The sequence below is a fragment of the Rhizobium changzhiense genome, assembly GCF_013087625.1.
GTDB classification, from domain to species: Bacteria; Pseudomonadota; Alphaproteobacteria; order Rhizobiales; family Rhizobiaceae; genus Rhizobium; species Rhizobium sophorae.
The window spans coordinates 93220-118969 of the sequence record NZ_JABFCQ010000003.1 but is presented as its reverse complement, the minus strand read 5'-3'; the positions used below and the strand labels follow the sequence as shown (position 1 = coordinate 118969).

Sequence of the window (25750 nt, the reverse complement as noted above, 5' to 3'; positions counted from 1 at the left end):
ATGAGCACGACCGAAAAGGTTATTTTCGAGCAATTTCCCTATTGGGAGAAGGCCATTGAATTGAATTCAGCCGACGACCGCGCGGAGCTGCTCGTCTTCGTCGGTTGCGGCACATCCTTCAATCTTGCACTCTCGCTGGCAGCCTATGCCAATATGGCCGGACGCAAGGCAATCGCGGTCCCTGGTGCCGAATGGCAGAACCGACCCTCGGCCTTCTGGCCGGAGTGGCGCAACACACACGTCGTTGCGCTTTCCCGGAGCGGCGAGACGACAGAAACAGTCGCTGCAGCAAAGGCAAGCCGCGCCGCCGGCGCCTTCGTGACGGCGATAACCGTCGAACCGGAAAGCTCTCTGGCGAAAAATTGCGATCGGATGGTCACGGCCGAAACCCATCCGGACGAAGGTATCGTCATGACGGTCTCGGCGAGTCTCATGGTCCTTCTCGGTTTGCAGATGATCGGGCAGAAGGTTCCTGCCTCTGTCGTGAATTCGGCCCGCCAGCTCGCGAGCGCTCTCGATGCGGCACTTCCTGGACTTATCGCCGACCGGTCGCACTTCGTCTTTCTCGGTGGGGGGCCTCTCTTCGGCGTCGCCCTGGAAGGAGCGCTCAAGCTCATGGAAATGAGCCAGATCATGACCCAGGCCTTCCACCCGCTGGAATACCGCCACGGTCCGATCAGCCTCGTTGACGGGAAGACGGTTGCGGTCATGCTGTACAGCTCCGACCAGAGGGAGGCGGAGACGAAACTGGTGCGAGAACTGAGAGAAAAAGGCGCGGTCGTCATCGGTGTGGGTGGTCCAGGCGATCTGGAACTCGCCGTTGATGTCGATCTGTCGCTTGCGGGTCTCGTTGTCCTTCCGGCGCTGCAGGTCCTCGGCGAACGCGCCGCGCAGGCTCGGCAAATCGACACGGTCTCTCCCCGTCACCTGACGAAGGTTGTAACGCTCGCATGACGCCGATCGAAGAGAACCGGCAGATCGCGCTGCGAAAGCTTTTCGATGCCCGAAACCTGCCTTTTCCCCATGGCGTCACTTCGGTCTGCTCGGCTCATCCGCTGGTCATCGAGGCAGCGCTTCGGCGTGCCGGCATAGAGCACCGGGCAGTAGTCATCGAAGCCACCTGCAATCAGGTCAATCAGGAGGGCGGCTATACCGCGATGACGCCGGCGGACTTTCGCAGGTTCATCGAGGCCATCGCCGCAGCGACTGACTTCCCAACTGAACGCGTCATCCTGGGAGGTGATCACCTCGGCCCCAACCCATGGAAAAAATTGGCGGCCGAGGAGGCAATGCTGCGCGCCGCGGCTATGGTGACGGCCTATGTCGAGGCAGGGTTTGAAAAGATTCACCTGGACACGTCAATGGGCTGTGCCGGTGAACCAACCGCGCTCGATGACGAATTGACCGCGGCGCGGGCCGCTCGATTGGCAAAGGCCGCTGAAGAGGCCGCTCTTCGTTCAGGCCGCCGTCCGCCGGTCTATATCATCGGAACCGAAGTGCCGCCTCCAGGTGGTGCAACGCACGCACTCGAAGAAATCGAAATTACGCGGGCCGATGCGGCGATGAAAACGCTGGCAGTTCACCGGGCGTCGTTTGCCGAAGCCGGCTTGGCGTCGGCGATGGAGCGGGTCATTGGAATCGTGGTTCAGCCGGGGGTGGAATTTGGCAACACGGACGTGGCGCTCTACAAGCCTGAACGAGCCAAGAGCCTCATTCGTTCGCTGAGCGACATGCCGGGCTTGGTTTTCGAGGCACATTCCACCGACTACCAACCGGCCGAAGCCTTGTCTGCTCTCGTTGACGGCGGCTTTGCGATCCTCAAGGTCGGACCAGGGCTGACTTTCGCGCTGCGCGAAGCGCTCTACGGTCTCGATGCGATCGCTGACGTGCTTGCGGGGAGGACGCCAGGAACCGGACTGGTGACGACCATGGAAAAAATCATGGTCGAGCAACCGGCAAGCTGGGCGGGCCACTATGGCGGCAGTCCCGATGAGGAGCGACTGCAACGGCATTTCAGCTATAGTGATCGAATTCGATATTACTGGCCGGATCCTCGCGCATCCGCCGCGGTCGGCGAATTGTTCACCCGGCTCCCCGATGAAATTCCCGAAACTCTGATCAGCCAATATCTCGGCCGACTGTATTCTGACGTGGCGTCAAAGCGGGTCGCTCCGAAGGCCCGCGAACTCTGCCTTGCTGCGATCGACGCGGTATTGGCACCCTATTCAGCCGCCACGGCAATCCGATGAGCAATCGACAGCCGTGTCAGACGAGCGGCTGCATCCGAAGATACCAACATTCAGCCGGAGAAAATTATGGCGTCAGTAAGCGTGGCGAATGCCCGCAAGAGCTACGGTCACTTCGAAGTTCTGCATGGGGTGGATATTGATATCCAAGACGGCGAATTCGTTATCCTCGTCGGTCCGTCCGGGTGCGGGAAGTCGACATTGTTGCGGATGATCGCCGGCCTCGAAGAGATTTCAGCTGGCCGGATATCGATCGGCAGCAAGGTCGTGAACAATGTCGCGCCAAAAGAACGCGATATCGCGATGGTTTTCCAGTCCTATGCGCTCTACCCCCATCTGACAGTGGAGGCGAATATGGGTTTTTCGCTGAAGCTGGCGAAAGCACCCAAGGAACAGACCAGGCAGCGTGTTCGAGCAGCCGCTGAAATTCTGGGGCTCGAGCATCTGCTCGATCGATATCCGAAAAACCTGTCGGGTGGCCAACGCCAACGTGTGGCGATGGGCCGTGCCATCGTCAGAAATCCGCAGGTCTTCCTGTTTGACGAACCATTGTCGAACCTGGACGCAAAGCTGCGTGTCCAGATGCGGTCGGAAATCAAGCAACTGCATCAGCGACTGAAGACAACGACCATTTACGTCACCCACGACCAGATCGAGGCCATGACGATGGCCGATCGGATTGTTGTGATGCGGGACGGCTTCGTCGAGCAGATAGGCTCGCCGCTCGATCTCTACGACCGGCCTGCAAACCTTTTCGTGGCGGGCTTCATCGGTTCGCCGGCGATGAACCTTATTCGAGGCCAGGTCAGCACTTCGGGGCCGCTGGAGTTGATCGCGGACGGCGGAGGCAGGTTGCCGCTGCCGGAAGCAGCGTCACTGGAACGCGGCGCGCAGCTTATCTACGGCATTCGCCCTGAACATCTCGCAATCGGACAAGGTCCTGTTGCCGCTGAGGTCGTGCTCGTTGAGCCTACCGGTGCTGAGATCCAGGTCACCACGAAGTTTGGTGAGGATCATCTCGTTGCGACGGTAAGAGAGCGCCTTGATCTGCGCGCCGGCGACCAAATCGTCATTGCCCCAGACCTTAGCAAACTGCATCTGTTCGACGCAAAAACCGAACAACGGTTGAAGTCTGTCTAACGTGACAATTTTTTCGGACTGGCGGAATGTGGAGGTCAAGCTGATGACAGGTCGGAGACGAGTTCGCCAACGCTGGCGAATGGTTCGCTGGAGGTCAGCGTTCAAGGCTGCCGGCGGCGGCGATTATCTCCGCCGCAGTCGGGAAGATGCAAAGGCTGTTCGGTCCGTCCAGCGCCTCAATTTGCGACCAGGCGATGGTGCCGTTCGCATTGACCAGGAAGTGCCCGACGAGCTGGGTAGCGTGGTTCGAGAAGATCGCCAAATCGGCTTCATCAAGCTCGAAGCGGTCCTTGGCGTTGAGTATCGTATTGGCTTCCATCGGCTGTAGCAATTCCGGCAACTCGCCCGTGGGGTTGATGCGCGCCGCCTGGAACTGCGCCATCGTCGCGCTATAAGGCCATTCGGGCTGCTTGCTGCTCCCATCGGGCAGGAACTCAGCATGGGGCACACCATAGGCCCGATGTGTGTGGCAGTCGGGATCGCATAGCAGCGTTACTGGCGTCGGACGGTGGCGGAAATACAGGCGAGCGCGTTCCACCGGAGTGTTGATAACAGCCACGGTCTCCACTCCGGAGGCGCGCAGGGTGGGCTGTATGCCAGCAAGCTGTTCGACCTGGCGCCGACAGAACGGGCAGTGCAGCCCGCGAAAGAACCCGATCACGAACGGGCGACCGCTCAAATCGGCAAATGAGACCGTTCCGTCGAAGTTGGCCGTGGCTAGTGCGAAGGCGGGGGCGGTTTCTCCTGGTTGCAGCGGGCGATTCTGGTCTCCCATGGAATGATTCCTTTGTCGTATCGTCCAGGTGGACGACCGAAATTCAACTATATCACTTGTCGCAAGAAGGCCCAGCGCTCGATGTTGAGACCGCCGAATGTGGTTCGGCATGCCATTTGGCCCTCCGACCGGCGTCGAGAGCTTGCCGGTATCGATCGCCGCTCCTATCTTATTTAGAATAGACTGATGGAGAAACGAGATGGCGGAACTTGTGGCCGACACTCTAATCGACACGACGATCGAGATTATTCCACCGGAAGACACAAAGGAACAACCCGATAGTCGTGCTTGCCTTTGCTGTAAGCGCCGGCGTCAGTGGATGGACGATGACGGCTGCGGCATCTGTGAGGAATGCCTAGCCTCGTGATCGACACACAAGAAGGGCACAACGCGATGGCAATCCGTAGCGCCGGACTTCTGCTCTACCGGCGTGTTTCCAGGGACATCGAAGTGCTTCTCGTCCATCCGGGCGGTCCTTTCTGGGCTGGGAAAGACGAGGCTGCGTGGTCGATCCCGAAGGGATTGATCGAGTCTGGAGAAGATGAGCTCGCGGCGGCAATAAGGGAGACTGCCGAAGAGCTGGGTGTAGCAGTCGATGGCAGGTTCACACCGTTGGGCGAATACCGACAATCTGGCGGAAAGATAGTTGTCGCGTGGTCGATCGAAGCCGATCCGGTACTGGACGTGAATGCGATACAGAGTTCCGAATTTCAAATGGAATGGCCGCCACGGTCAGGCCGGGTAAAGAGCTTTCCGGAGGTTGATCGCGCGGGGTGGTTTTCCCTGCCCGACGCAGCCGTAAAGCTCTTGAAAGGGCAGCGACCAATGCTTGCCGGCCTCCTGACGCAGCTGGAACAATCGGGCCGAAGTTATTGATTGAGCCGTCCCATCTGGCTGTACTATGCGTCAGGTGCGCGGCAGCCATGAGTTGCTTCTGAACACAGCCATCCTATCTGACAGTCACCGCCATGTGACTGAAATCGAGAAATTGGAGCTGCGATCCACCTTGGGCACGCGCGAGGAGACAATCATGAACGGCATTTCCAAAACCCTGAACGACATGACGCTTGTCGAACGCTCGAGCCTGCTCGACACCGTTGCCGACGCCTTGGAAGCAACGGCCGAGGAGGCGGAAGGTGAGGGCGACGCCCGCTTCGTCGCCAACTCTATCTGCGTCGCCAATACGATTCGCGGACTATCCGGCGATCTCACGCCGCGCGATCTGCAGGCAGCGGAGTTGCTCCTTGAGCAGGGCATCATGCTCGTTCACCAGTTTTCGAACCGGGCGAAAACGAACGGAGTGATCCACTAGCGGGGGCGAGGCGACCCTGTCAGCAATGCGCTCTGTCAGTGTGGACGGCGGCTGATGGATGGAGATAAAGCCGTTAATCCGCGCCGGCATAACGGATGCTGCCGGCCCCTGATGAGAACGAGCGGTCTCAGCCGCGGCAAACCGTTGGGAGCCCGGAGATTAGCAGACACGCCAGGAAGGCTTTATTTCCAATGGAGTGCCGGTTCAACGCGCAGCCGTATCGAATGGCCGATATAGCAGGGTTCACCTTTGTTCGATCAGGAGAAGCGTGATGCAGCCTGGTCGCACAGGCCTTGCGGTAGGCATGATGGTGGCCGCCGCTTTTTTAAATAGTCTCGACGCAGTCATCGTGCGTTTGCTGGCCGGTGACGTGCATCCATTGATGATCGGGTTTTTCCGGTCGTTTTTCGGACTTCTTGTCGTCACGCCCTGGATCGTGTCACGGGTCGACCTGAAAGCCTCTCCCTATCGTGTTCTGCATGTCGTGCGTGCGGGTCTGAAGCTTGCCTCACTGGTTGCTTTGTTCGTTGCTTTTGCGCACGCGCCACTCGCCGATGCCACGGCGATCAATTTCACCATGCCGATGTTTCTCGTTCTCGGTGCGTGGCTAGTGCTCAAGGAACATGTCGGCATCTCCAGTGTGGCTGGCATTGTCGCAGGTTTTGTCGGCGTCATGATCATCATTCGCCCTGGAGCGTCCGGTTTCGACCAATGGCTGCTCTTTGCGCTGGCAGGAGCGGTCTTGACGGCGGCCAGCCAATTGATGCTGCGGCGGATGGCATTGAAGGATAGTGCCGACCGGCTGGTTGCATGGAATCTGATAGCGACGGTGCCGCTTGGCCTGATCGTCATGCTGCCGGTCTGGTCAATGCCAACCTGGAGCCAACTCGGACTGCTTGCCATGCAAGGGGCACTCGGCGCACTCAACATGACGCTGATCACACGCGCCTTCGGTATGGCGGCCGCAAGCGTTCTGGCACCGCTCGACTTTCTCCGACTGCCCGTCGTGGCCCTGATGGCCTTCTCATTTTTCGCGGAAGTTCCGGCCGCACAGACTTGGATCGGCGCGGCGGTGATCATCGGGGCGGCCATTATTGGAACCCGCGGCATGACATGGCGACGCAAGCCGCCGGTTGATAAGCCCTGACGATTTTTGGGGTTCACAAAAATTTTAGATGCACTAATATTTCAGTTATAGCGACGTTCGTCGAGCCGTGCCTGTTGCCGGAGGGGTATGACAGGCAGCACAGACGAAGACGAAACCGGACATCACGGCCCCTATGGGGGTCACTCGGGAGGAGTGGCATGAAGAGTTTCATCGGCAAGCGCGCGATCGCCAGTGGCGTATCGCTCGTGGTGCTTATCGTCATCGTGTTCTTCCTGTCCCGGCTGACGGGCGATCCGACCGACCTCTATCTGCCGATCGATGCGACTACGGAAATGCGCCAGCAATTCCGTGAGATGAACGGTTTCAACGATCCGTTGATCATCCAGTTCGGCCGTTATGTCTCGGATCTTGCCCAAGGCAATTTCGGTCAGTCACTGCGACAGGCCCGTCCGGCCATGAATGTCGTGTTGGAGGCCTTCGTCTGGACCTTCTGGCTGGCTGCCATCACCATGGCGCTGGTCACGGTCGCCGCGATCGTCATCGGTTCGCTGGCGGCCTTTCGCGTCGGCGGCGTCTTCGACCGTCTTGCCACTTTCTTCTCGCTGATCGGCGCTGCGGCGCCGGATTTCTGGCTGGCCATCGTGGCGATCGTCATTTTCGCCGTCAAACTGCATGTCCTGCCGACATCGGGAACGGGAACTTTCTGGCACTGGGTCCTGCCGGTCAGCGTGCTGTTCATCCGGCCCTTCGGCCTGATCCTGCAGGTGGTCCGCGGCTCGATGATCAGTGTTCTGTCTTCCGCCTATGTGAAGACGGCCCGCGCCAAGGGGGTCCGCTCGAACTCGATCATCTTCATTCATGGACTGCGCAACGCCATGCTGCCGGTGATCACAGTCATCGGCGACCAGGCGGCCGCCATCTTGAACGGTGCCGTTGTCGTCGAGACGGTGTTTGGTTTTCCGGGCATCGGCAAGCTGATGATCGATTCCATTTTGCTTCGCGATTTCGCCGTCGTACTGGCCGTCATCATGGTCTCGGCACTGGCGATCTTTATCATGAACCTGTTGATCGACATCGCCTATGCGCTGCTCGATCCGCGCATCCGGTATTGAGCGATGACGATGGCCGACACACAAATCCTCGCCGAGAAAAAACCAAGCGGCCCGATCGGGCGTTGGCTGACGATGCTGTGGGCGGACAAGCTCGCTTTTTTCGCGGCTTTGTTCCTCTTGATCGTTCTGCTCTGTGCGCTGTTTGGCCCGTTCCTGCTGGAGGCCATCGCCACCAAGCAGAACCTGCGGGGCCGGAACGCGCCGCCGTTCGATATCACCCGCGGAATGCTTTATGTCCTCGGCGCCGATGCGCTGGGCAGGCCGCTTCTTGCCCGCGTCATCGTGGCGTCGCAAAACACCATCCTGGTTGCCGCGGCAGCCGTGTTCGCATCATCCGTCGTCGGGACGGCGCTCGGTCTGGTGGCAGGTTACAGCCGCTCCTCCGCGGCTCAATGGATCATGCGCTTCGGCGACGTCATCATGTCCTTTCCGTCGCTGCTTCTGGCGGTGATCGTGCTCTACATGCTCGAGCCCTCGGTCACCAATATCGTCCTCGTCCTGGCGATCACCCGCATTCCCATCTATCTGCGCACCACGCGCGCCGAAGTGCTGGAAGTGCGCGAGCGGATGTTCGTGCAGGCGGCGAAGGTCATGGGAGCATCGTATTGGCGCATTGTCTTCCATCATATCCTGCCGGTGATCTTCCCGACGCTGGTGACCATCGCGACGCTGGATTTCGCTTTCGTCATGCTGGCGGAGTCCTCCCTGTCATTCCTGGGCATCGGCATTCAGGCGCCGGAGATCACCTGGGGTCTCATGGTTGCTCAAGGACGGCCCTATCTCACCAATGCCTGGTGGCTATCCTTCTGGCCGGGCCTTGCAATCATCCTGACGACGCTGTCGCTGAACCTTCTGTCGAATTGGCTGCGCATCGCGCTCGATCCGACACAACGCTGGCGCCTTGAAATGAGGGGCAGGAAAAATGGCTGAACATCTTTTGGAAGTGCGTGACCTCTCGGTCGAGTTTCACACCGCCAGCGGGACCGTCAAGGCGGTACAGGATGTCAGCTGGCATCTCGATCGCGGCGAGACGCTGGCGATCCTTGGGGAAAGCGGTTCGGGCAAGTCCGTGTCGGCCTCGGCGATCATGAACTTGATCGACATGCCACCCGGCAAGATCACCAGCGGCACCATTCTCCTCAACGGCCGCGACATGCTGAAAATGACGCCCGAGGAGCGGCGCTCGATCAACGGCGCCAAGATCGCCATGATCTTTCAGGACCCTCTCGCCCACCTCAATCCGGTCTATCCGGTCGGCTGGCAAATCACCGAGATGATGACGACGCATGGTCAGTCGGCGGAACGCGCTGGCGCGAGAGCGCTCGAATTGATCGGGCGCGTCGGCATAAGCGATCCGCCGGCGGCGATGCGAAAATATCCGTTCCAGTTCTCCGGCGGCCAGCGGCAGCGCCTGATGATCGCCATGGCAATAGCCTGCAAGCCCGATATCCTGATCGCGGATGAACCCACCACCGCGCTTGATGTTACCGTGCAGGCGCAGGTGCTCGAACTTCTGCAGGAGTTGCAGCAGGAAACCGGCATGGGCCTGTTGCTGATCACCCACGATTTGGGCGTTGTTGCCGAGATCGCCGACCGGGTCGTGGTGATGAATTCCGGCTGTGTCGTCGAAACCGGCAATGCGGCCGAAGTCTATCGCAACCCGCAGAACGCCTATACGAAGAAGCTGATTGCCGCCGCACCGGGGAAGGGTGCGATGGCGCAGGAGCGTGACCGGCAGGGCGAACCGCTGCTGCGCGCCATCGGCTTGAAAAAGAGTTTTGGTGCATTCCACGCGCTGAAGGGCGTGGACTTCGTCATCATGCCCGGCGAGACGGTTGCCGTTGTCGGCGAGAGCGGTTCCGGCAAGTCAACCCTTGCCCGGGCGATCGTTCGCCTCGATGATCCGCAGGAGGGCCAGGTTCTCTACCGCGGCAACGATCTGCTTGCGATGGCTCCGAGGGAAATATTCGGGCTGCGTCGCGATTTGCAGATGGTCTTTCAGGACCCGACGCAGTCACTCAACCCGCGGATGAGCGTATTCCGTTTGATTTCCGAGGCCTGGGTCATTCACCCGGATATCCTGCCGAAGGCAAGATGGAAGGAAAGAGTGGCCGAGTTGCTGGTCAAAGTCGGCCTGAAACCGGATATGGCCGACCGGTATCCACATCAGTTTTCCGGCGGCCAGCGCCAGCGCATCGCGATTGCCCGTGCGCTCGCGATGGAGCCGAAACTGATTATCTGCGACGAGGCGGTGTCGGCGCTCGACGTGTCGATCCAGGCACAGGTGATTGCCCTGCTTGAGGGCCTGCGTCGTGAATTCGGCCTGTCCTACCTCTTCATCGCACACGACCTGCCGGTGGTTCGCGATTTCGCCGATCGCGTCATCGTCATGAAGGCCGGCGAGATTGTCGAGGAGGGGCCGGTGGAACAGATCTTCAACGCGCCCTCCCACCCTTACACGCAGGCGCTTCTTGCCGCGAGCCTCGATCCCGATCCGGAAATCCAGGCCACCCGACGCGCCGCCCGCCAATTACAGGAAGGACTCGTTTCCGCATGAAGCCCGATGTCATCGTCGCCTATCCGCTCCGGCCCCATCAGATGGCAATGCTGGAGGAGACCTACACGCTGCACCGGCTGGATCTTGTCAAAGGCGAAGAGCGGGATGCTCTCTTGCGGGAAGCCGGCCCGATCTCTTCCGCGCTGGTCTGCAACGGCCATGTGACGATCGACGAAGCCCTGCTTTCAAAATTGCCGGCATTAAAGCTCGCCGCCTGTTCCTCGGCTGGCTACGACCAGATGGACGTCGAGGCGATGACACGGCGCGGCATCAAGCTCACCAACACATCCGAGGTGCTGTGCGACGACGTTGCCGACATGGCACTGCTTCTGATGCTAGCGGCACGCCGGCGCCTGCCGGAAGGCGATCGCTATGTGCGCTCCGGCGATTGGGGGCAGAAGGGCATGATGCCGCTGACGACATCGACGTCGGGCAAGAAGGCCGGGATCGTCGGCCTCGGCCGCATAGGGATGGCAATCGCCAAGCGATGCGAAGCTGTCGGGCTGACGGTCGGCTATTATGGGAGGACGACGAAAGCCGGCAACGATTTTGCCTATTTCGACACGCCGGTAAAACTGGCGGACTGGGCCGATATCCTGATCGTCGCGACCCCGGGCGGCCCCTCGACCGAAGGATTGATTTCGGCGGACGTGCTGAATGCGCTCGGACCAACGGGCAGCTTCATCAATATTGCTCGCGGCACCGTCGTCGACGAGCCGGCCTTGATCAAGGCCTTGCAGGAAAGGCGGATCGCGTCGGCCGGTATCGATGTCTACCTCAACGAACCCAATCCCGATCCGCGCTTCGCGGCGCTCGACAATGTTGTGCTCTATCCCCATCATGCCAGCGGTACCGAGGAAACGCGCGACAGGATGGCGCAATTGACGGTCGACAACCTTGCCGCCTTCTTCGCAGGCCGGCCGCTGCTGACGCCGGTCAATTGATCCCGGCTGAAACCCGCGCGGCCGGTTCAGACGAAGTAATCCGGGAACTCCTTCCTGAGCTCTTCGACTTTTGCGACGGTCTGGCTGAGATGCTCACGGATCGCGTCGACGGCACCCTGTTCGTCGCGGGCGGCAATCGCATCGATGATGGCGTGGTGCCCATCGAGGATGCTGATGATCTTGCCCTTCTCGGGCAGATGCAGGCGACGAATGCGCTCGAGATGGCCGGACCGCTCGCGTATCAATTGGTGGAGACTGCTGCGCTTGGCGCCTGCGAACAATGTCTGGTGAAAGAGCTCGTCGAGCTCCTGGAAGATCGCGATCTGATCGGCGTCGTCGGCGACCGCCGACTGCATCTTGATGATCGACCGGGCGCGGGTGATGACGCTCGGATCCGGATCCGGATCGGTTGCGAGGCGACGGCAAACTTCCGTTTCCAGTGCAACGCGAAGGAAATGCGCCTCGTAAATCTGCAGGACGTCGATCCTGGTCACCACAGTGCGGGACTGCGGGTAAATGCGAACCAGACCCTCCTGTTTGAGAAGCTGCAATGCGTCACGGATGGGAGTCTGGCTGACTTCATAAGTCTCGGTGAGTTCGGTGCGCGACAGCGTGGTGTCCGGCGGCAGCTGAATAGTGATGATGCGCTTTCGCAGATCATCATAGACCCGCTGGACCGTACTGCCGGCGACGACCGGAAAGCCGGGCGCGGTCAGGCCAAATGTAGAGGCGAACTGGGAATTCATGTGAGGCGTCCTTTTCGACTCCATTCATAGCTTTGCACGACCTAATGCACAAGAACGCAAACTTTCCATTGATATATATGTCAAACTAAAATATCAGTTGGTGTAAACGCTGAGAGAAGCAAGCGAAAATGTGGGAGGAAGCCGTGACCGCGAGGAAAACCTACGAGCAATTGCGGTCCGCCCGATGGATGTTGCCGGATGATCAGCGCTCATTCGGCCACCGGTCTAGGACCATGCAGATGGGCTACGCGCCGGAGGATTGGCAGGGAAAGCCGATCATTGCCGTGATCAACACCTGGTCCGATGCGCAGCCGTGCCACATGCATTTCCGCGAACGCGCCGAATGGGTAAAGCGCGGAATTCTTCAGTCGGGTGGGTTTCCCATGGAACTGCCCGCTCTTTCCCTTTCCGAAAACTTCGTCAAGCCGACCACCATGCTCTATCGTAATATGCTGGCGATGGAGACCGAGGAACTGTTGCGGAGCCATCCTGTTGATGGCGCCGTCCTGATGGGTGGCTGCGACAAGACGACACCAGGTCTTGTCATGGGCGCGGTCAGCATGGGCATTCCCTTCATTTATCTCCCGGCCGGCCCGATGCTTCGCGGCAACTATGCCGGCAAGACGCTGGGCTCTGGTACCGACGGCTTCAAATATTGGGACGAGCGCCGCGCCGGCACGATCACCCAGGAGGAATGGCAGGGCATCGAAGGCGGGATTGCCCGCAGTTACGGCCATTGCATGACCATGGGCACGGCGTCGACGATGACGGCGATCGCCGAGGCTATGGGGTTGACGCTGCCGGGCGCATCCTCGATCCCGGCAGCCGACGCCAATCACCAGCGCATGTCGGCGGCCTGCGGCCGCCGCATCGTCGATATGGTGTGGGAGGATCTGACGCCGGACCAGATCATCACGTCCGCGGCCGTCGACAACGCAGTCACGGTCGCCATGGCGACCGGCTGCTCCACCAATGCGATCATTCACCTGATCGCCATGGCGCGGCGTGCCGGCGTCCCGCTGGAGCTCGATGATCTCGATCGCATCGGTCGCACGACGCCGGTTCTCGCCAACATCCGGCCTTCCGGTTCGACCTACTTGATGGAGGATTTCTTTTATGCGGGCGGCTTGCGCGCCCTGATGAAGCAGCTCGGCGACAAGCTGGATCCCACCGCGATCACCGTGACGGGAAAACCCTTGGTGGACGGTCTCGACCAGGTGAAGATCTACAATGACGACGTTATCCGGCCATTGTCGAACCCGGTCTATCACGAAGGTTCGCTGGCCGTGCTCAAGGGGAACCTGTGTCCGGACGGCGCGGTCATCAAACCGGCGGCCTGCGACCCGAAATTTCATCGCCATTGCGGCCCGGCGCTGGTCGCCGACAGCTATGCGGAGATGAAGAAGATCATCGATGATCCAGACTATCCGCTGACGCCGGACACGGTTCTCGTGCTCCGCAATGCCGGCCCACAGGGTGGACCGGGCATGCCGGAATGGGGCATGATCCCGATGCCGAAGGCGCTGTTGAAGCTCGGCCTGCGCGACATGGTGCGGATCTCGGACGCCCGCATGTCCGGAACCAGTTTTGGCGCCTGCGTGCTGCATGTCGCACCGGAATCTTATGTTGGCGGGCCTCTGGCGCTGCTGAAAACGGGGGACATGGTCGAGCTCGACATTCCGGCACGCAACCTCAATATGCTGGTTTCCGAAGAAGAGATCACAGCACGGCGGGCCGCCTGGGTGGCGCCGACGCGGCATTACGAGCGCGGTTACGGTTTTATGTTCTCCGGCCATATCGAGCAGGCCGACAAAGGCTGCGACTTTGATTTCCTGACGACGCAATTCGGTGGCAAGACGCCGGAACCGGCCATCAACTGAGGCACTACGATGTTTGATCCCGATCGACGTACGATTCCCGCACAGCCTCCCAAGGCTGGCTTCGCTGCCGGTCCGTCCAAGCTGGACGCCATCCGATCGGTCACCCTATCGCTCGTCTACCTGCCTTTGGCGCGGCCGATCAGCGATGCCAAGGTGTTGACAGGCCGGCAAAAGCCGCTGACGCAGGTGGCCTTTCTATTTTGCGAGATAGTCTCCGAGGCTGGCCACAGCGGTCTCGGTTTCAGTTACTCGAAGCGGGCAGGTGGACCTGCGCTTTATGCACATGCCTGCGAGCTTGCCGACAACCTGATCGGCGAAGATCCCAACGATACCGCGCGCATCTGGGACAAGCTCTGCTGGGCCGGGGCCTCGGTCGGCCGCTCCGGCATCGCGACCCAGGCGATCGCCGCCATCGACATCTGCCTCTGGGATCTGAAGGCGAAACGCGCCGGCCTGCCGCTCGCAAAACTGCTTGGCGCCCATCGCGACAGTGTCGCCTGCTACAACACCTCCGGCGGCTTCCTGTCATCGAGCGTCGAGGAAATCCGCGATGCCATCGACCACTCGATCGCGTCCGGGATCGGCGGCATCAAGATCAAGGTCGGGCAGCCGGATCCGATGATCGACCTTCGCAGGCTTGACGCGGTGACCAGCCATATCGATGGCCGTGTTCCGCTGATGGTCGATGCAAACCAGCAATGGGACCGCACGACGGCCTTGCGCTTCGGCCGGCTGGTCGAGCCGCTCAATCTCGAATGGATCGAAGAGCCGCTCGATGCCTATGACGCCGAAGGCCATGCGGCACTGGCACGCGAACTCGCCACGCCGATCGCCACCGGCGAAATGCTGGCAAGCGCCGACGAGCACATGGCGCTGATCCGAGCCGATGCGGTCGACTTCATTCAGCCGGATGCGCCGCGTGTCGGCGGCATCACCCCTTTTCTGCGCATCTGCACGCACGCCGAGGCGAAACGTATGCGCCTGGCCCCGCACTTCGCCATGGAAATCCATCTGCACCTGGCGGCCGCTTATGCGCATGAGCCATGGGTCGAGCATTTCGATTGGCTGGCGCCCCTGTTTAACGAACAACTCGACATCAAGGACGGCCGGATGATCGTGCCGGCTCGTCCTGGGCTCGGCTGCAGCCTGACAGGCAAAGCCCGTGACTGGACTGCGGAAACCCGCAGCTTCGGCGCGTGAACGAGAACGAGGAGGAGGAAAAATGAACCCCGCAACCCGTGAAAAACTGATGGGTGTCTCCGTCGCGACGCTCTGCTCGGCCCTGTTCAAGCGCGGCCTGAGAAACCAGACGATCCAGGATGTTCGGCCGGTCCAGCCGAAGGGCCGCAATATGGTCGGACCGGCCTTCACGCTGCGCTACATGCCGGCGCGCGAGGACCGCAACGCGATGAACGTCTTTCGGAACCCGAAACATCCGCAACGGCTTGCCATCGAGACGTGCCCGGAAGGCTCTGTTATGGTGATGGACAGCCGCAAGGATCCGCGCGCGGCCTCTGCCGGCGACATCCTGATTACCCGCCTGATGATGCGCGGCGGCGCCGGCGTCGTCACCGATGGCGGCTTCCGGGACGCCATGACGATCGGCGGCCTCGATATCCCCGCCTATCACCATCGCCCCTCCAGCCCGACGAACCTGACGCTGCACGAGGCAATCGACATCAATGTGCCGATAGGCTGTGGTGATGTGGCGGTTTTCCCGGGCGACATCATGGTTGGCGACGACGATAGCGTGATCGTCATCCCGGCAGAGATTGCCGACGAGATCGCTGATGAAGCGGTGGAGATGACCGCTTACGAGGATTTCGTCACGGAACGCGTCAAGCAAGGTCATACGATCATTGGCCTCTACCCGGCCACCGACGAAAGCAATCTGACGCTCTTTGCCGAATGGCGGAAGGTGAATGGCCGCTAAGGCGGCGCATCTTGAACAACGGAATCAGGACGGAGCAAAGCTCCGCCGAGGAGAATGACAATGAGCTGGACCCCTTCAGGCAAGCATTTCATCGCCGGCGAATGGATTGCCGGAACGACGACATTTCGGTCAGAGCCGGCGCATGGGCAGGCGCATGACTTCGCTGTCGGCACAACGGAATTGGTCGACCGCGCCTGCCGCGCTGCTGAAGCTGCCTTTGCAGCATTTTCGGCAACGACACGCGAGGAACGCGCCATTTTCCTCGAGGCAATCGCCGAGGAGATCGACAAGCGCGGCGAGGCCGTCACCCTCATCGGAACGCAGGAAACCGGACTTCCAGAGGGCCGGCTCAACGGCGAACGTGCTCGCACCACCGGCCAACTCAGACTGTTTGCCGACCATATCCGCAAGGGCGCGCATCTTGACGCCCGCATCGATGCGGCCCAACCCGATCGGCAACCGGCGCCGCGGCCCGAGATCCGTCTGGTGCAACGGCCGATCGGCCCCGTCGCCGTCTTCGGCGCTTCGAATTTTCCGCTGGCATTTTCGACGGCCGGCGGCGATACGGCAGCGGCGCTTGCCGCGGGCTGCCCGGTCGTTGTGAAGGGACATTCAGCCCATCCCGGCACCGGTGAGATCATCGCCGAGGCGGTTGCAGCCGCTATCGAGCGCACTGGAATGCCGGCCGGCGTCTTCAGCCTGATCCAGGGCGGCCGCCGTGATGTCGGAACGGCTCTAGTGACGCATCCGGCAATCAAAGCCGTCGGCTTTACCGGTTCGCTTGCCGGCGGACGGGCGCTCTTTGACCTTTGCGCCCAGCGCCCTGAGCCGATCCCCTTTTTCGGGGAACTGGGCAGCGTTAATCCGATGTTCCTCCTTCCGGCCGCTACCGCTGCCCGGGCGGAGGCAATCGGTTCAGGCTGGGCCGGTTCACTGACGCTTGGTGCCGGCCAGTTCTGCACCAAACCCGGTATCGCCGTCGTCGTCGACGGGCCGGAGGCGGACAAATTCACCAGTGCCGCCAAATCGGCTCTTGAAAAGGTGGCGCCGCAGACGATGCTGACCAAAGGCATCGCCACTGCCTATCACGAAGGTGTCGACCGCATGCGGGCAAGCAATGCCGTCGCGCCGGTTCTCGCTGCAGAGAGTGCCGGCCGCGACGCAGAGCCGAGCCTGTTCGAGACCAACGGCTCGGCCTGGCTTGCCGATCACTCGCTCAGCGAAGAGGTGTTCGGTCCTCTCGGCCTCGTCGTACGCGTCGACTCGCCTGAAAAGATGCTCGCCCTTGCCGAAAGCTTCCAGGGGCAACTGACCGCGACGATCCATATGGACGACACCGATCTGGGCCTTGCCCGCGACCTGCTGCCGATCCTCGAAAGGAAGGCGGGCAGATTGCTGGTCAATGGCTTCCCAACCGGCGTCGAGGTTGTCGATTCCATGGTGCATGGCGGACCCTACCCGGCCTCGACCAATTTCGGCGCGACCAGCGTCGGGACCATGTCGATCCGCAGGTTTCTGCGCCCCGTCGCTTATCAGAATTTCCCCGCCGACCTGTTGCCGCAAGACCTGCGCAACTGAAACCGAGGAGTACCAAATTGATTGCCCCGACGGAACTTCGCGAGATCATTCGCAACGGCCTGCTGTCTTTTCCCGTCACTCCTTTCGATGCGGAGGACCGGTTTGCCGCCAGGCCTTTTTCAGCGCATCTGGAATGGCTGTCATCCTATCCCGTTGCCGGCCTGATCGTTGCCGGCGGCACCGGTGAGCTGTTTTCGCTGACACCGGGTGAGGTGGTCGAGGTGGTAAAGGCCGCCCGCGCCGTGTCCGGCGACGCGCCGGTCATTTCCGGATGCGGCTACGGCACGCGGATTGCCTGCGACATGGCGCGCGAGATCGAGGCGGCCGGTGGCGACGGCATTCTTCTGCTGCCGCATTACCTCACCGAGGCGCCGGCAGATGGCATTGCCGCGCGTGTACGGGCCGTTTGCAAGGCCACCAATATGGGCGTCATCGTTTATAATCGCGGCCAGGCGCGGGTTTCGGCCGAGCAGCTGGCCCAGCTTGCCGACGAATGCCCAAATCTGATCGGCTTCAAGGACGGTACCGGTGACATCGATACGGTGCGCCGTGTGACGATCGCGCTTGGGGACCGCCTTTCCTATATCGGCGGCATGCCGACACATGAACTGTTTGCTCAGGCCTATCGCGGAGCCGGCATGCCGACCTATTCCTCGGCGGTCTTCAATTTCGTGCCTGAAACGGCATTGAAGTTCCACAAGGCATTCCTTAGCGGTGACGACACGGCCTGTGAACAGATGCTGCGCGACTTCTATTATCCCTTCGCCCGTATTCGTGATCGCAAGGCCGGTTATGCGGTATCCGCCGTTAAGGCAGGCGTGCGTTTGCGTGGCTTTGATGCCGGTCCGGTGCGGGCGCCGCTAACGGATCTTACCGATGAGGAAGTCGAGATGATGCGCGAACTGATTGCTTCGGCCAGCTAAAATAAGGCGTTCCAGACACGGTTGAGAGCTCCGCGCTTCGGAGCGCCACGGTTGAAGGGTGTCGTCAACTAGTATATTAGTGCACTTGTGCTTTGCAGAACTATGAGGAGATGAATGCCGGAGCACCGGAAACGGGACGCAGATTGACTGTGAGGAGCGCCAAAGGCGCATGGGAGGAGAACGAAATGAAACTGCATTTGTTAGCTGCCTGCTTTTCAACAACGGTGCTGGCGCTGAGCGGCGGCACGGCTCAGGCGCAGGATGCCAAGAGCAACGTCACTGTCGTGCTTGCCGAAACCGTCGATGTCGTCGAACCCTGCATGGCGGCGCGCCAGGACGTCGGCCGGGTCATTTCTGAAAACGTCAACGAGATGCTCGTGGAATTCGACTACGTCAATGGCGGCCTCAAACCCCGCCTGGCGACGGAATGGTCGAAGATCGACGACGACACCTGGGAGTTCAAGCTGCGCCAGAATGTCAAATGGCACGATGGCAAGCCGTTCACCGCCAAAGATGTCCAATTCACCATCGAGCGCAACAAGAACAAGAAGCTCAGCTGTGAGACCGGCGGCAAATATTTCGGCGGCACGGAGTTCAGCTTCGAAACGCCGGATGCCAACACTATCCGCATTACGACAAAACCAGCACAACCGATTCTCCCGCTTCTGATGACGGTGATGGCGGTGGAATCGGCCGAGGCGACACCAGCCGACGAATTCACCCGCAAGCCGATTGGCACCGGCCCTTATACGTTCGACAAATGGGAAATCGGCCAGTCAATCGTGCTGAAGCGCAATCCGGAATATTGGGGGGAGAAACCGCAGGTGGAACAGGCGACCTATCTGTTCCGCTCCGACAGCGCCGTTGCTGCCGCCATGGTCGATGCCGGCGAAGCCGATATCGTTCCGGCCGTATCCGTACAGGATGCCACCAACAAGGAAACCGATTTCGCCTATCCGAATTCGGAGACGACATCGCTGCGCATCGATACGCGCGCCGCACCCCTTAACGACCGGCGCATCCGCGAAGCGATGAACCTCGCCATCGATCGTCAGGCGATGCTCGGAACGCTGTTCCCCGAACAGGCAAAGATCGCGACGCAGCTCGTCGTGCCGACCACGATCGGCTACAATGCCGATATCCCCGCCTGGCCCTATGATCCCGAAAAAGCAAAGGAACTGGTCGCAGCAGCGAAAGCGGACGGCGTCCCGGTCGATCGCGAGATCCGCATTATCGGTCGCAATGGGCAATATCCCAATGCCACCGAAGCAATGGAAGCGATGATGGCAATGCTTCAGGAAGTCGGCTTGAACGTAAAGCTCGACATGTATGACGTTTCCGTGTGGAACGGCTACTTCGTTGCACCCTTTGTCGCCGACTCCGGTCCGACGCTGACCCAGTCGCAGCACGACAATGCGACCGGCGACCCCGTCTTCACCGCATTCGTGAAATACGCGACCGAAGGCTCCCACTCCATGGTTCGCGATCCTGCCGTCGACGCACTGATCGCCAAGGCGACGTCTGCCACCGGCGACGAGCGCACAAAACTCTGGAAGGAACTATTCGCCAAGGTGAACACCGAAATCATCGCCGACATCCCGATGTTTCATATGGTCGGTTTCACCCGCGTCTCGCCGCGTCTCGACTTCAAGCCGACGATCGCGACGAATTCCGAACTGCAGCTGTCGCAGATCCGCTTCAAGTAAGCCGGTATGCCGCACTTGAGCACGGGCCGCCGCAAATAGCGGCCCGTGTTTTCGATGACGTGAGGGAGGAATGCCTATGCCCCTGATTGACCGCATCGCCCTGACCCAATTCGCAAAGCAGATATTGACCCGCGCCGGCATGGAGACCGACAAGGCCGATACGACCGCCGCCGTCCTGGTGGAGGGCGACATGATCGGCCACGAGACTCATGGCGTCAGCCTTTTGAACTGGTATGTCGAGGCGTTGGAAGATGGCTCGTTGGCGAAGTCCGGCAGCTATGAGGTCGTCAATGACCGCGGCGCAGCCTTTGTTTGGGAAGGCAAATCCTTGCCCGGTGCATGGCTGCTGACCAAGGCGATCGAGCAGGCCTGCGAACGGGTAGGCGATCATGGCGTCGTCACCGCCGCAATCCGCAACTGCCATCATACCTGCGCTCTTTCGGCTTTCATGCGGCAGGTAACCGACCGGGGCCTGATCGTTCAGCTGTCGGTCTCGCATCCCGCTGCAAGCCGCGTTGCGCCCTATGGCGGCACGAAGCCGCTCCTGACGCCCAATCCGATGGCGGCCGGCTTCCCGACGTCTAAGGATCCGATCCTGATCGACGTCTCTGCCTCGATCACCACCACGACCATGACGCAAAACCTGGCGAAGGCCGGCAAGAAATTTCCTGAGGCCTGGGCTTTCACCGCCGCAGGCGAGCCGACCGATGATCCGCGCGAGGTGACCGAACGGGGCGGGACAATGATGCCTCTTGGCGGTCAGTTGAAGGGGCACAAGGGTTTTGGGCTCGGGCTGATCGTCGAATTGCTGGGGCAGGGGCTTTCCGGCAAGGGACGGGCCAACACGCCGTCCGGTGTCTTTTCGCAAAGCGCTTTCCTTCAGGTCATCGATCCCGCCTTTTTTGCCGGGCTGGATGCCTTTACGGCGCAGTCTGACTTTCTCGCCTCTGCCTGCCGCAGCAATCCACCGGCGCCCTGGAACGATGGCCCCGTTCGCATGCCGGGCGAAAGCGCAGCGCGAAAGCGCCGCTTGGCGTTAGAAGAGGGCGTGCCGGTCGGCGATGCAGCTTGGCAGAAGCTTTGTAAACATGCCGAGATCCTGGGCTTGCCTATTCCTGACGTCGCTGCGTGAGGGACAGATCTCTGCTTCGAAACTTCTTATCGGTCGCCGCAATGCCCGGTGTCGGTTCTAATCAAATCGGCCAAACCAACAACAGGATCGGCACGCTGACGACTACCACAATGAGCGAGAGCGGCAGACCCAGTCGGGCGTAGTCACCAAATCGATATCCGCCCGGTCCCATCACGAGCGTGTTGCATTGGTGTCCGATGGGCGTGAGGAAGTCACAGCCGGCTCCAATTGCCACCGCCATCAGAAAGGCATCGGGCCTGAAGCCCAGCTTCTCGGCAAAGGTCGCGGCGATCGGGGCCATGACCAGAACCGTCGCTGCGTTGTTCAAAAACGGGGTTACCGCCATGGCCGCAACCAGGATCAGAGCCAAAGCGCCGAAGGGCGGGAGCATTTCGGCAGTTCGCGAGAGGAGGTCCGCGATGATGTCGGTGGTTCCTGTGGTCCTGAGCGAGTCGCTGATCGGAATGAGAGCGGCCAGCATGATCAGAATGGGCGCATCGAGATGCTGATAGACTTCCCGCAAAGGAACGGATCCGGTGACCACCATCAGAAAAGCGGCGGCGAAAAACGCTGTCGCAACGGGAATGCCCCCGAAGGCTGTCGCCCCCATCGTTGCCATCAGGATGATGACGGGGATCATGCCATTGCGGGCGTTGCCGAGCTTCATATCTCGTTCGACCAGCGGCAAACATCCCCATTCGCGTAGAAGATCCGGTAGTTTCTGCAAGTCGCCCTGCAAGACCACGACGTCGCCATTGCGGATCTTGATCTCGCCCAGACGCTCGGTGAAGCGCCTGTCGCGGCGGCTGACGGCAAGAAGGTTGAGCCCGGTATTGTGGAAGAGAGAAACGTCTTTTGCGCTGACGCCGATCAATCGGGAATGTTCGCCAACGATAGCTTCAACAGAACTGATGTCTTGGCGTGTCTCAGGCTGGTGTTTACGGTCGGACAGTTGAAGCTTGGCTTCACTGACGATCTTATCGAGAGCGCCCTGCTCCCCCTCGATAATAAGAAGGTCGCCATCCTTGAGCACCGTGTCGGGAAGGGGCGTTCGTCTTTGGCCGTTGCCACCGATAATCGCAGTCACCATCGCATCGCCGCCCGCCGGCTTCTGCAGCCAGCTGACGGACCGCCCGATCGCCCCTGATGGCGTGGTGACCTTGGCCTCGGTCGTGTAGTTTTTGATCGCCACCGCCTCATCCATCGACGTTTCGACCCGTGATCTTTCAGGCAGCAGCTTGTAGAACAGCGCCAGAAAGATAACGCCGGCGACCGAGAGCGCCAGGCCGACAGGCGTGTAGTCAAACATCATGAACGGCTGCCCGGTGATCTCCTCGCGCACCCGGGAAACGATGATGTTTGGCGACGTGCCGATCTGCGTCATAAGCCCTCCGAGCAGAGAGGCGAAAGACATCGGCATCAGGAACATCGACGGTGATACGCGCGATTTCCGGGCCATTTGCACAGCGACCGGGATCATGATCGCCAGCGCACCAATGTTTTTGATGAAAGCCGACAGGGCTGCGACAATGGCAACCAGAATGATCAACTGCATCCGTGGCCCGCGTCGTTCGGGAGAAAATCTGCGCAAGGCGACATCCATGATCCCCGATCTGGATATCGCCGCACTGACGATAAGTGCGCTGCCAACGATGATAACAATGTCATCGGAAAAGCCGGAAAAAGCATTCTTGGCGGGGACGATGCCGACAATGATTGCAGCGAGAAGGGAGCTTACGGCGACTATATCGTATCGATAACGACCCCACAGGAACGCGCCCATCATCAGGGCGATGATGAGAAGAGATAGCCATTGATCAGCGCGCATGTTTGCATCCCGGTGGTAGCAATTAACGTTTCAAGCAAGAGAACGATGCGGCGAGGCGGAGAAATTTTTTCTCGTCTATCCCAGCCGTTTCATCCGCTGAACGCTGGAGGAACACCCTGATGGAACTTCCAGCCGCCAGGCGGCATTTCGCTGTCGGGGTTGCTTTCGGGAACGACCATGGCCAGTGACAAACTATCGACCTATCGGTCGAAGCGCGACTTTCAAAAGACGGGGGAGCCGAGCGGCGATACGCAGCTCGCCCGCAGCAATCGCCGTCGCTTCGTGATTCAGAAACATGATGCCACCCGGCTGCACTACGACCTGCGGCTTGAGCTGGATGGCGTCTTCAAATCCTGGGCGGTCACCAAAGGCCCGTCTCTTGATCCGCACGACAAGCGGTTGGCCGTCGAGGTGGAGGACCACCCGCTGGACTACGGTGATTTCGAAGGCACTATTCCGAAAGGCCAGTATGGCGGCGGCACGGTTATGCTATGGGATCGGGGCTATTGGGAACCGGAAGGAAAGAAGAGCCCGGAGCAGGCGCTGGCAAAAGGCGATTTCAAGTTTACGCTGCAAGGCAAACGCCTACACGGCAGCTTCGTGCTGGTGCGCATGCGCAATGATCGCAACGGCGGCAACCGGACAAATTGGCTGCTCATCAAACACCATGATGAGTTCTCTGTCGAAAACAATGGCGAAGCGATCCTCGAGGAGAACGACACCTCTGTCGCCTCCGGCCGAACCATGGAGATGATTGCCGCCGGCAAGGGACGAAAGCCCAAGCCTTTCATGGTCGAGGGTGGCGACGTTCAGGCTGATGCCGTCTGGGATAGCAATCACGGACTGGCTGCCGAAGAGCGAAAAGAGGACGCCGGAGGCGGTCGAAAATCGAGACCGGCCACAAAGGTCAATCTGCCGGATTTCATTGCGCCGCAGCTCTGCCGGACCCTGGAACGCCCGCCGGCCGGGACCGGCTGGATTCACGAGATCAAGTTCGACGGCTACCGGATCCAGATGCGGGTGCTGGATGGCGAGGCAACGCTGAAGACCAGGAAAGGGCTCGACTGGACGGCAAAATATCCCGAGATCGCCGAGGCGGCATCGATACTGCCCGATGCGATCATCGACGGCGAGATCTGCGCCCTCGACGATAATGGCGTTCCTGATTTCGCGGCCCTGCAGGCGGCCCTTTCGGAAGGCAAGACCGGCGAGCTCGTCTATTTCGCCTTCGATCTTCTCTATGAGGGTGGCGAGGACGTGCGATCTCTGCCGCTTGTCGAGCGCAAGACGCGGCTTCAAAGCCTTCTGTCCGACGCCGGCAATGATCCGCGCCTCCGTTTCGTCGAGCATTTCGACACCGGCGGCGATGCAGTTCTCCGGTCTGCCTGCAAGCTCTCGCTGGAAGGCATCATCTCGAAAGAGGCGGATGCCCCCTATCAATCCGGCCGTACCGAAAGCTGGGCGAAGTCGAAATGCCGCGCCGGCCACGAGGTGGTGATCGGCGCCTATGCCAAGACCAACGGGAAATTCCGATCCCTGCTGGTCGGCGTCTACCGCGGCGACCACTTCGTCTATGTCGGCCGAGTCGGCACAGGATATGGCGCGAAGAAGGTTGAAACGCTGCTTCCGAAGTTGAAGGCGCTCGAGACGGCAAAATCACCTTTCACCGGCATCGGCGCGCCGAAGAAGGAGGCCGAGGTCACCTGGCTGAAGCCCAAGCTCGTGGCGGAAATCGAATTCGCAGGCTGGACCGCCGACGGTATTGTCCGGCAGGCGGCCTTCAAGGGACTGCGGGACGACAAGCCGGCCGAAGAGGTCAAGGCCGAACGGCCGGCAAAGCCCGCGCAAACTGACGTGCCGCAGCCGGCCGTGGAGGCGAAGGCCAGACCTACCCGCAAAAAGGGCGCCAAGGCCGAGGTCATGGGGGTGCTGATCTCCAACCCGGACAAGCCGCTGTGGCCGGATGCCAATGACGGCAGACCCGTCATCAAGGAAGAGCTGGCCCGCTACTACGAAGCCGTCGGCTCCTGGCTGATCGATCACATCAAGGGACGGCCATGTTCCATCATCCGCGCGCCCGACGGGATCGGCGGCGAGCAGTTTTTCCAACGCCATGCGATGCCCGGCACCTCGAACCTTGTCGAACTGGTCAAGGTCTTCGGCGATAAAAAGCCCTATCTGCAAATCGACCGCGTCGAAGGCTTGGCTGCCGTCGCCCAGATCGGCGCCGTCGAACTGCATCCCTGGAATTGCGAACCGCATCAGCCTGAGGTGCCCGGCCGGCTCGTCTTCGACCTTGATCCAGGTCCGGACGTGCCGTTCTCCGCGATCGTTTCGGCAGCGCGCGAAATGCGGGATCGTCTCGACGCGCTCGGCCTGATCAGCTTTTGCAAGACGACTGGCGGCAAGGGTCTGCACGTCGTCACTCCGCTTGCGGTCAACAAGCGCAAGCCGCTTTCGTGGGCCGAAGCGAAGGGTTTTGCGCACGATGTCTGCCAGCAGATGGCGCGCGACAATCCCGATCTCTATCTGATCAAGATGACGAAGAGCCTGCGGAACGGTCGGATCTTCCTCGACTATCTGCGCAATGACCGCATGGCGACGGCGGTTGCACCTTTGTCGCCGCGTGCCCGGTCGGGAGCCACCGTCTCAATGCCGCTGAGCTGGACGCAGGTCAAATCAGATCTGGACCCCAAGCGCTTCACCATCCGCACCGTTCCGGCCCTGTTGTCGAAATCCTCTGCCTGGGAAGATTACGGTGATGGCAAGCGTCCGCTGGAACAGGCGATCAAGCGGCTCGCCAAGGCGCGGGTGGCGGCTTGATTGAGGG

The 25750-nt window shown here is 60.5% G+C and carries 21 protein-coding genes; 18 read left to right on the top strand and 3 right to left on the bottom strand.

The window, feature by feature from the left end; translation table 11 throughout:
* The 3 genes from G9X68_RS15700 (at position 1) to G9X68_RS15690 (ending at position 3386) form a co-directional block, all read left to right on the top strand.
* On the top strand, positions 1 to 954 hold the full coding sequence (locus G9X68_RS15700) for an SIS domain-containing protein (protein WP_129417453.1): 954 nt from the start codon (positions 1 to 3) through the stop codon (positions 952 to 954).
* Entirely contained in the window at positions 951 to 2249 is a 1299-nt protein-coding gene (locus tag G9X68_RS15695; protein WP_171603171.1) for a D-tagatose-bisphosphate aldolase, class II, non-catalytic subunit, read from the top strand. Before G9X68_RS15700 ends, G9X68_RS15695 begins: the two co-directional genes overlap by 4 nt.
* A 66-nt stretch (positions 2250 to 2315) precedes the next feature.
* Complete coding sequence (locus tag G9X68_RS15690) at positions 2316 to 3386, top strand: ABC transporter ATP-binding protein (protein WP_129417455.1); 1071 nt, start codon at positions 2316 to 2318, stop codon at positions 3384 to 3386.
* Between the two features lie 94 nt (positions 3387 to 3480).
* Here G9X68_RS15690 and G9X68_RS15685 read toward each other — a convergent pair whose 3' ends face one another.
* Positions 3481 to 4161: a redoxin domain-containing protein gene (locus tag G9X68_RS15685; protein ID WP_171603170.1), complete on the bottom strand. Its 681-nt coding sequence runs from the start codon at positions 4159 to 4161 to the stop codon at positions 3481 to 3483.
* Positions 4162 to 4554: 393 nt separating this feature from the next.
* Between G9X68_RS15685 and G9X68_RS15680 the strand changes: the two genes are divergently transcribed.
* From G9X68_RS15680 to G9X68_RS15650, 7 genes are all read left to right on the top strand, one after another.
* Positions 4555 to 5037 (top strand): NUDIX hydrolase, encoded by a 483-nt coding sequence (locus G9X68_RS15680; RefSeq protein WP_129417457.1) that lies wholly within the window; start codon positions 4555 to 4557, stop codon positions 5035 to 5037.
* 154 nt (positions 5038 to 5191) lie between these two features.
* Positions 5192 to 5473: a hypothetical protein gene (locus G9X68_RS15675; protein ID WP_020487077.1), complete on the top strand. Its 282-nt coding sequence runs from the start codon at positions 5192 to 5194 to the stop codon at positions 5471 to 5473.
* A gap of 271 nt (positions 5474 to 5744) precedes the next feature.
* Positions 5745 to 6620: a DMT family transporter gene (locus G9X68_RS15670; protein WP_129417458.1), complete on the top strand. Its 876-nt coding sequence runs from the start codon at positions 5745 to 5747 to the stop codon at positions 6618 to 6620.
* Between the two features lie 158 nt (positions 6621 to 6778).
* Positions 6779 to 7693 (top strand): ABC transporter permease, encoded by a 915-nt coding sequence (locus tag G9X68_RS15665; protein ID WP_129417459.1) that lies wholly within the window; start codon positions 6779 to 6781, stop codon positions 7691 to 7693.
* Between the two features lie 3 nt (positions 7694 to 7696).
* The gene (locus tag G9X68_RS15660; protein ID WP_171603169.1) at positions 7697 to 8623 is read left to right on the top strand and encodes an ABC transporter permease; all 927 of its coding nucleotides are present in this window, start codon (positions 7697 to 7699) and stop codon (positions 8621 to 8623) included.
* Positions 8616 to 10250, top strand: coding sequence for an ABC transporter ATP-binding protein (locus G9X68_RS15655; RefSeq protein ID WP_171603168.1), 1635 nt, complete (start codon positions 8616 to 8618; stop codon positions 10248 to 10250). The genes G9X68_RS15660 and G9X68_RS15655 overlap by 8 nt, the downstream gene beginning before the upstream one ends.
* Positions 10247 to 11194 carry a 2-hydroxyacid dehydrogenase gene (locus G9X68_RS15650; RefSeq protein WP_171603167.1) on the top strand — a complete coding sequence of 316 codons (948 nt, stop codon included), beginning with the start codon at positions 10247 to 10249 and terminating at the stop codon, positions 11192 to 11194. The genes G9X68_RS15655 and G9X68_RS15650 overlap by 4 nt, the downstream gene beginning before the upstream one ends.
* Before the next feature lie 26 nt (positions 11195 to 11220).
* On the opposite strand, the gene G9X68_RS15645 is transcribed toward G9X68_RS15650, so the two are convergent.
* Positions 11221 to 11940 carry a GntR family transcriptional regulator gene (locus G9X68_RS15645; RefSeq protein WP_171603166.1) on the bottom strand — a complete coding sequence of 240 codons (720 nt, stop codon included), beginning with the start codon at positions 11938 to 11940 and terminating at the stop codon, positions 11221 to 11223.
* A gap of 143 nt (positions 11941 to 12083) precedes the next feature.
* On the opposite strand from G9X68_RS15645, the gene araD reads away from it, so the two are divergent.
* The 7 genes from araD to G9X68_RS15610 all read left to right on the top strand — a co-directional run bounded on the left by araD (position 12084) and on the right by G9X68_RS15610 (position 21092).
* A complete protein-coding gene (gene araD / locus G9X68_RS15640) occupies positions 12084 to 13820 on the top strand; it encodes an L-arabinonate dehydratase (RefSeq protein WP_171603165.1) in 1737 nt (578 codons plus the stop codon).
* 9 nt (positions 13821 to 13829) lie between these two features.
* Positions 13830 to 15020 (top strand): L-talarate/galactarate dehydratase, encoded by a 1191-nt coding sequence (locus G9X68_RS15635; protein ID WP_171603164.1) that lies wholly within the window; start codon positions 13830 to 13832, stop codon positions 15018 to 15020.
* Positions 15021 to 15042: 22 nt separating this feature from the next.
* Complete coding sequence (locus G9X68_RS15630; protein ID WP_171603163.1) at positions 15043 to 15753, top strand: ribonuclease activity regulator RraA; 711 nt, start codon at positions 15043 to 15045, stop codon at positions 15751 to 15753.
* 60 nt (positions 15754 to 15813) lie between these two features.
* Positions 15814 to 17331 (top strand): aldehyde dehydrogenase (NADP(+)), encoded by a 1518-nt coding sequence (locus G9X68_RS15625; protein WP_171603162.1) that lies wholly within the window; start codon positions 15814 to 15816, stop codon positions 17329 to 17331.
* A gap of 17 nt (positions 17332 to 17348) precedes the next feature.
* Positions 17349 to 18254 (top strand): 5-dehydro-4-deoxyglucarate dehydratase, encoded by a 906-nt coding sequence (locus G9X68_RS15620; RefSeq protein ID WP_171603161.1) that lies wholly within the window; start codon positions 17349 to 17351, stop codon positions 18252 to 18254.
* A gap of 185 nt (positions 18255 to 18439) precedes the next feature.
* The gene (locus G9X68_RS15615; RefSeq protein WP_171603160.1) at positions 18440 to 19960 is read left to right on the top strand and encodes an ABC transporter substrate-binding protein; all 1521 of its coding nucleotides are present in this window, start codon (positions 18440 to 18442) and stop codon (positions 19958 to 19960) included.
* 70 nt (positions 19961 to 20030) lie between these two features.
* Complete coding sequence (locus tag G9X68_RS15610) at positions 20031 to 21092, top strand: Ldh family oxidoreductase (RefSeq protein ID WP_171603159.1); 1062 nt, start codon at positions 20031 to 20033, stop codon at positions 21090 to 21092.
* A gap of 61 nt (positions 21093 to 21153) precedes the next feature.
* On the opposite strand, the gene G9X68_RS15605 is transcribed toward G9X68_RS15610, so the two are convergent.
* Positions 21154 to 22920: an SLC13 family permease gene (locus G9X68_RS15605; protein ID WP_171603158.1), complete on the bottom strand. Its 1767-nt coding sequence runs from the start codon at positions 22918 to 22920 to the stop codon at positions 21154 to 21156.
* A 177-nt stretch (positions 22921 to 23097) separates the two neighbouring features.
* Between G9X68_RS15605 and ligD the strand changes: the two genes are divergently transcribed.
* Complete coding sequence (ligD, locus tag G9X68_RS15600) at positions 23098 to 25743, top strand: DNA ligase D (RefSeq protein ID WP_171603157.1); 2646 nt, start codon at positions 23098 to 23100, stop codon at positions 25741 to 25743.
* Positions 25744 to 25750: the final 7 nt, after the last annotated feature.

Bases quoted from the DNA above. Each gene is read 5' to 3' on its own strand.
- G9X68_RS15695 (WP_171603171.1), top strand. From the start codon at position 951: ATGACGCCGATCGAAGAGAACCGGCAGATCGCGCTGCGAAAGCTTTTC.
- G9X68_RS15645 (WP_171603166.1), bottom strand. From the start codon at position 11,940: ATGAATTCCCAGTTCGCCTCTACATTTGGCCTGACCGCGCCCGGCTTT.
- G9X68_RS15630 (WP_171603163.1), top strand. From the start codon at position 15,043: ATGAACCCCGCAACCCGTGAAAAACTGATGGGTGTCTCCGTCGCGACG.
- G9X68_RS15610 (WP_171603159.1), top strand. From the start codon at position 20,031: ATGCCTATGCCCCTGATTGACCGCATCGCCCTGACCCAATTCGCAAAG.
- G9X68_RS15690 (WP_129417455.1), top strand. From the start codon at position 2,316: ATGGCGTCAGTAAGCGTGGCGAATGCCCGCAAGAGCTACGGTCACTTC.
- G9X68_RS15625 (WP_171603162.1), top strand. From the start codon at position 15,814: ATGAGCTGGACCCCTTCAGGCAAGCATTTCATCGCCGGCGAATGGATT.
- G9X68_RS15675 (WP_020487077.1), top strand. From the start codon at position 5,192: ATGAACGGCATTTCCAAAACCCTGAACGACATGACGCTTGTCGAACGC.
- G9X68_RS15665 (WP_129417459.1), top strand. From the start codon at position 6,779: ATGAAGAGTTTCATCGGCAAGCGCGCGATCGCCAGTGGCGTATCGCTC.
- G9X68_RS15670 (WP_129417458.1), top strand. From the start codon at position 5,745: ATGCAGCCTGGTCGCACAGGCCTTGCGGTAGGCATGATGGTGGCCGCC.
- G9X68_RS15650 (WP_171603167.1), top strand. From the start codon at position 10,247: ATGAAGCCCGATGTCATCGTCGCCTATCCGCTCCGGCCCCATCAGATG.
- ligD (WP_171603157.1), top strand. From the start codon at position 23,098: ATGGCCAGTGACAAACTATCGACCTATCGGTCGAAGCGCGACTTTCAA.
- G9X68_RS15680 (WP_129417457.1), top strand. From the start codon at position 4,555: ATGGCAATCCGTAGCGCCGGACTTCTGCTCTACCGGCGTGTTTCCAGG.
- G9X68_RS15655 (WP_171603168.1), top strand. From the start codon at position 8,616: ATGGCTGAACATCTTTTGGAAGTGCGTGACCTCTCGGTCGAGTTTCAC.
- G9X68_RS15660 (WP_171603169.1), top strand. From the start codon at position 7,697: ATGACGATGGCCGACACACAAATCCTCGCCGAGAAAAAACCAAGCGGC.
- G9X68_RS15685 (WP_171603170.1), bottom strand. From the start codon at position 4,161: ATGGGAGACCAGAATCGCCCGCTGCAACCAGGAGAAACCGCCCCCGCC.
- G9X68_RS15605 (WP_171603158.1), bottom strand. From the start codon at position 22,920: ATGCGCGCTGATCAATGGCTATCTCTTCTCATCATCGCCCTGATGATG.
- G9X68_RS15615 (WP_171603160.1), top strand. From the start codon at position 18,440: ATGAAACTGCATTTGTTAGCTGCCTGCTTTTCAACAACGGTGCTGGCG.
- G9X68_RS15700 (WP_129417453.1), top strand. From the start codon at position 1: ATGAGCACGACCGAAAAGGTTATTTTCGAGCAATTTCCCTATTGGGAG.
- G9X68_RS15635 (WP_171603164.1), top strand. From the start codon at position 13,830: ATGTTTGATCCCGATCGACGTACGATTCCCGCACAGCCTCCCAAGGCT.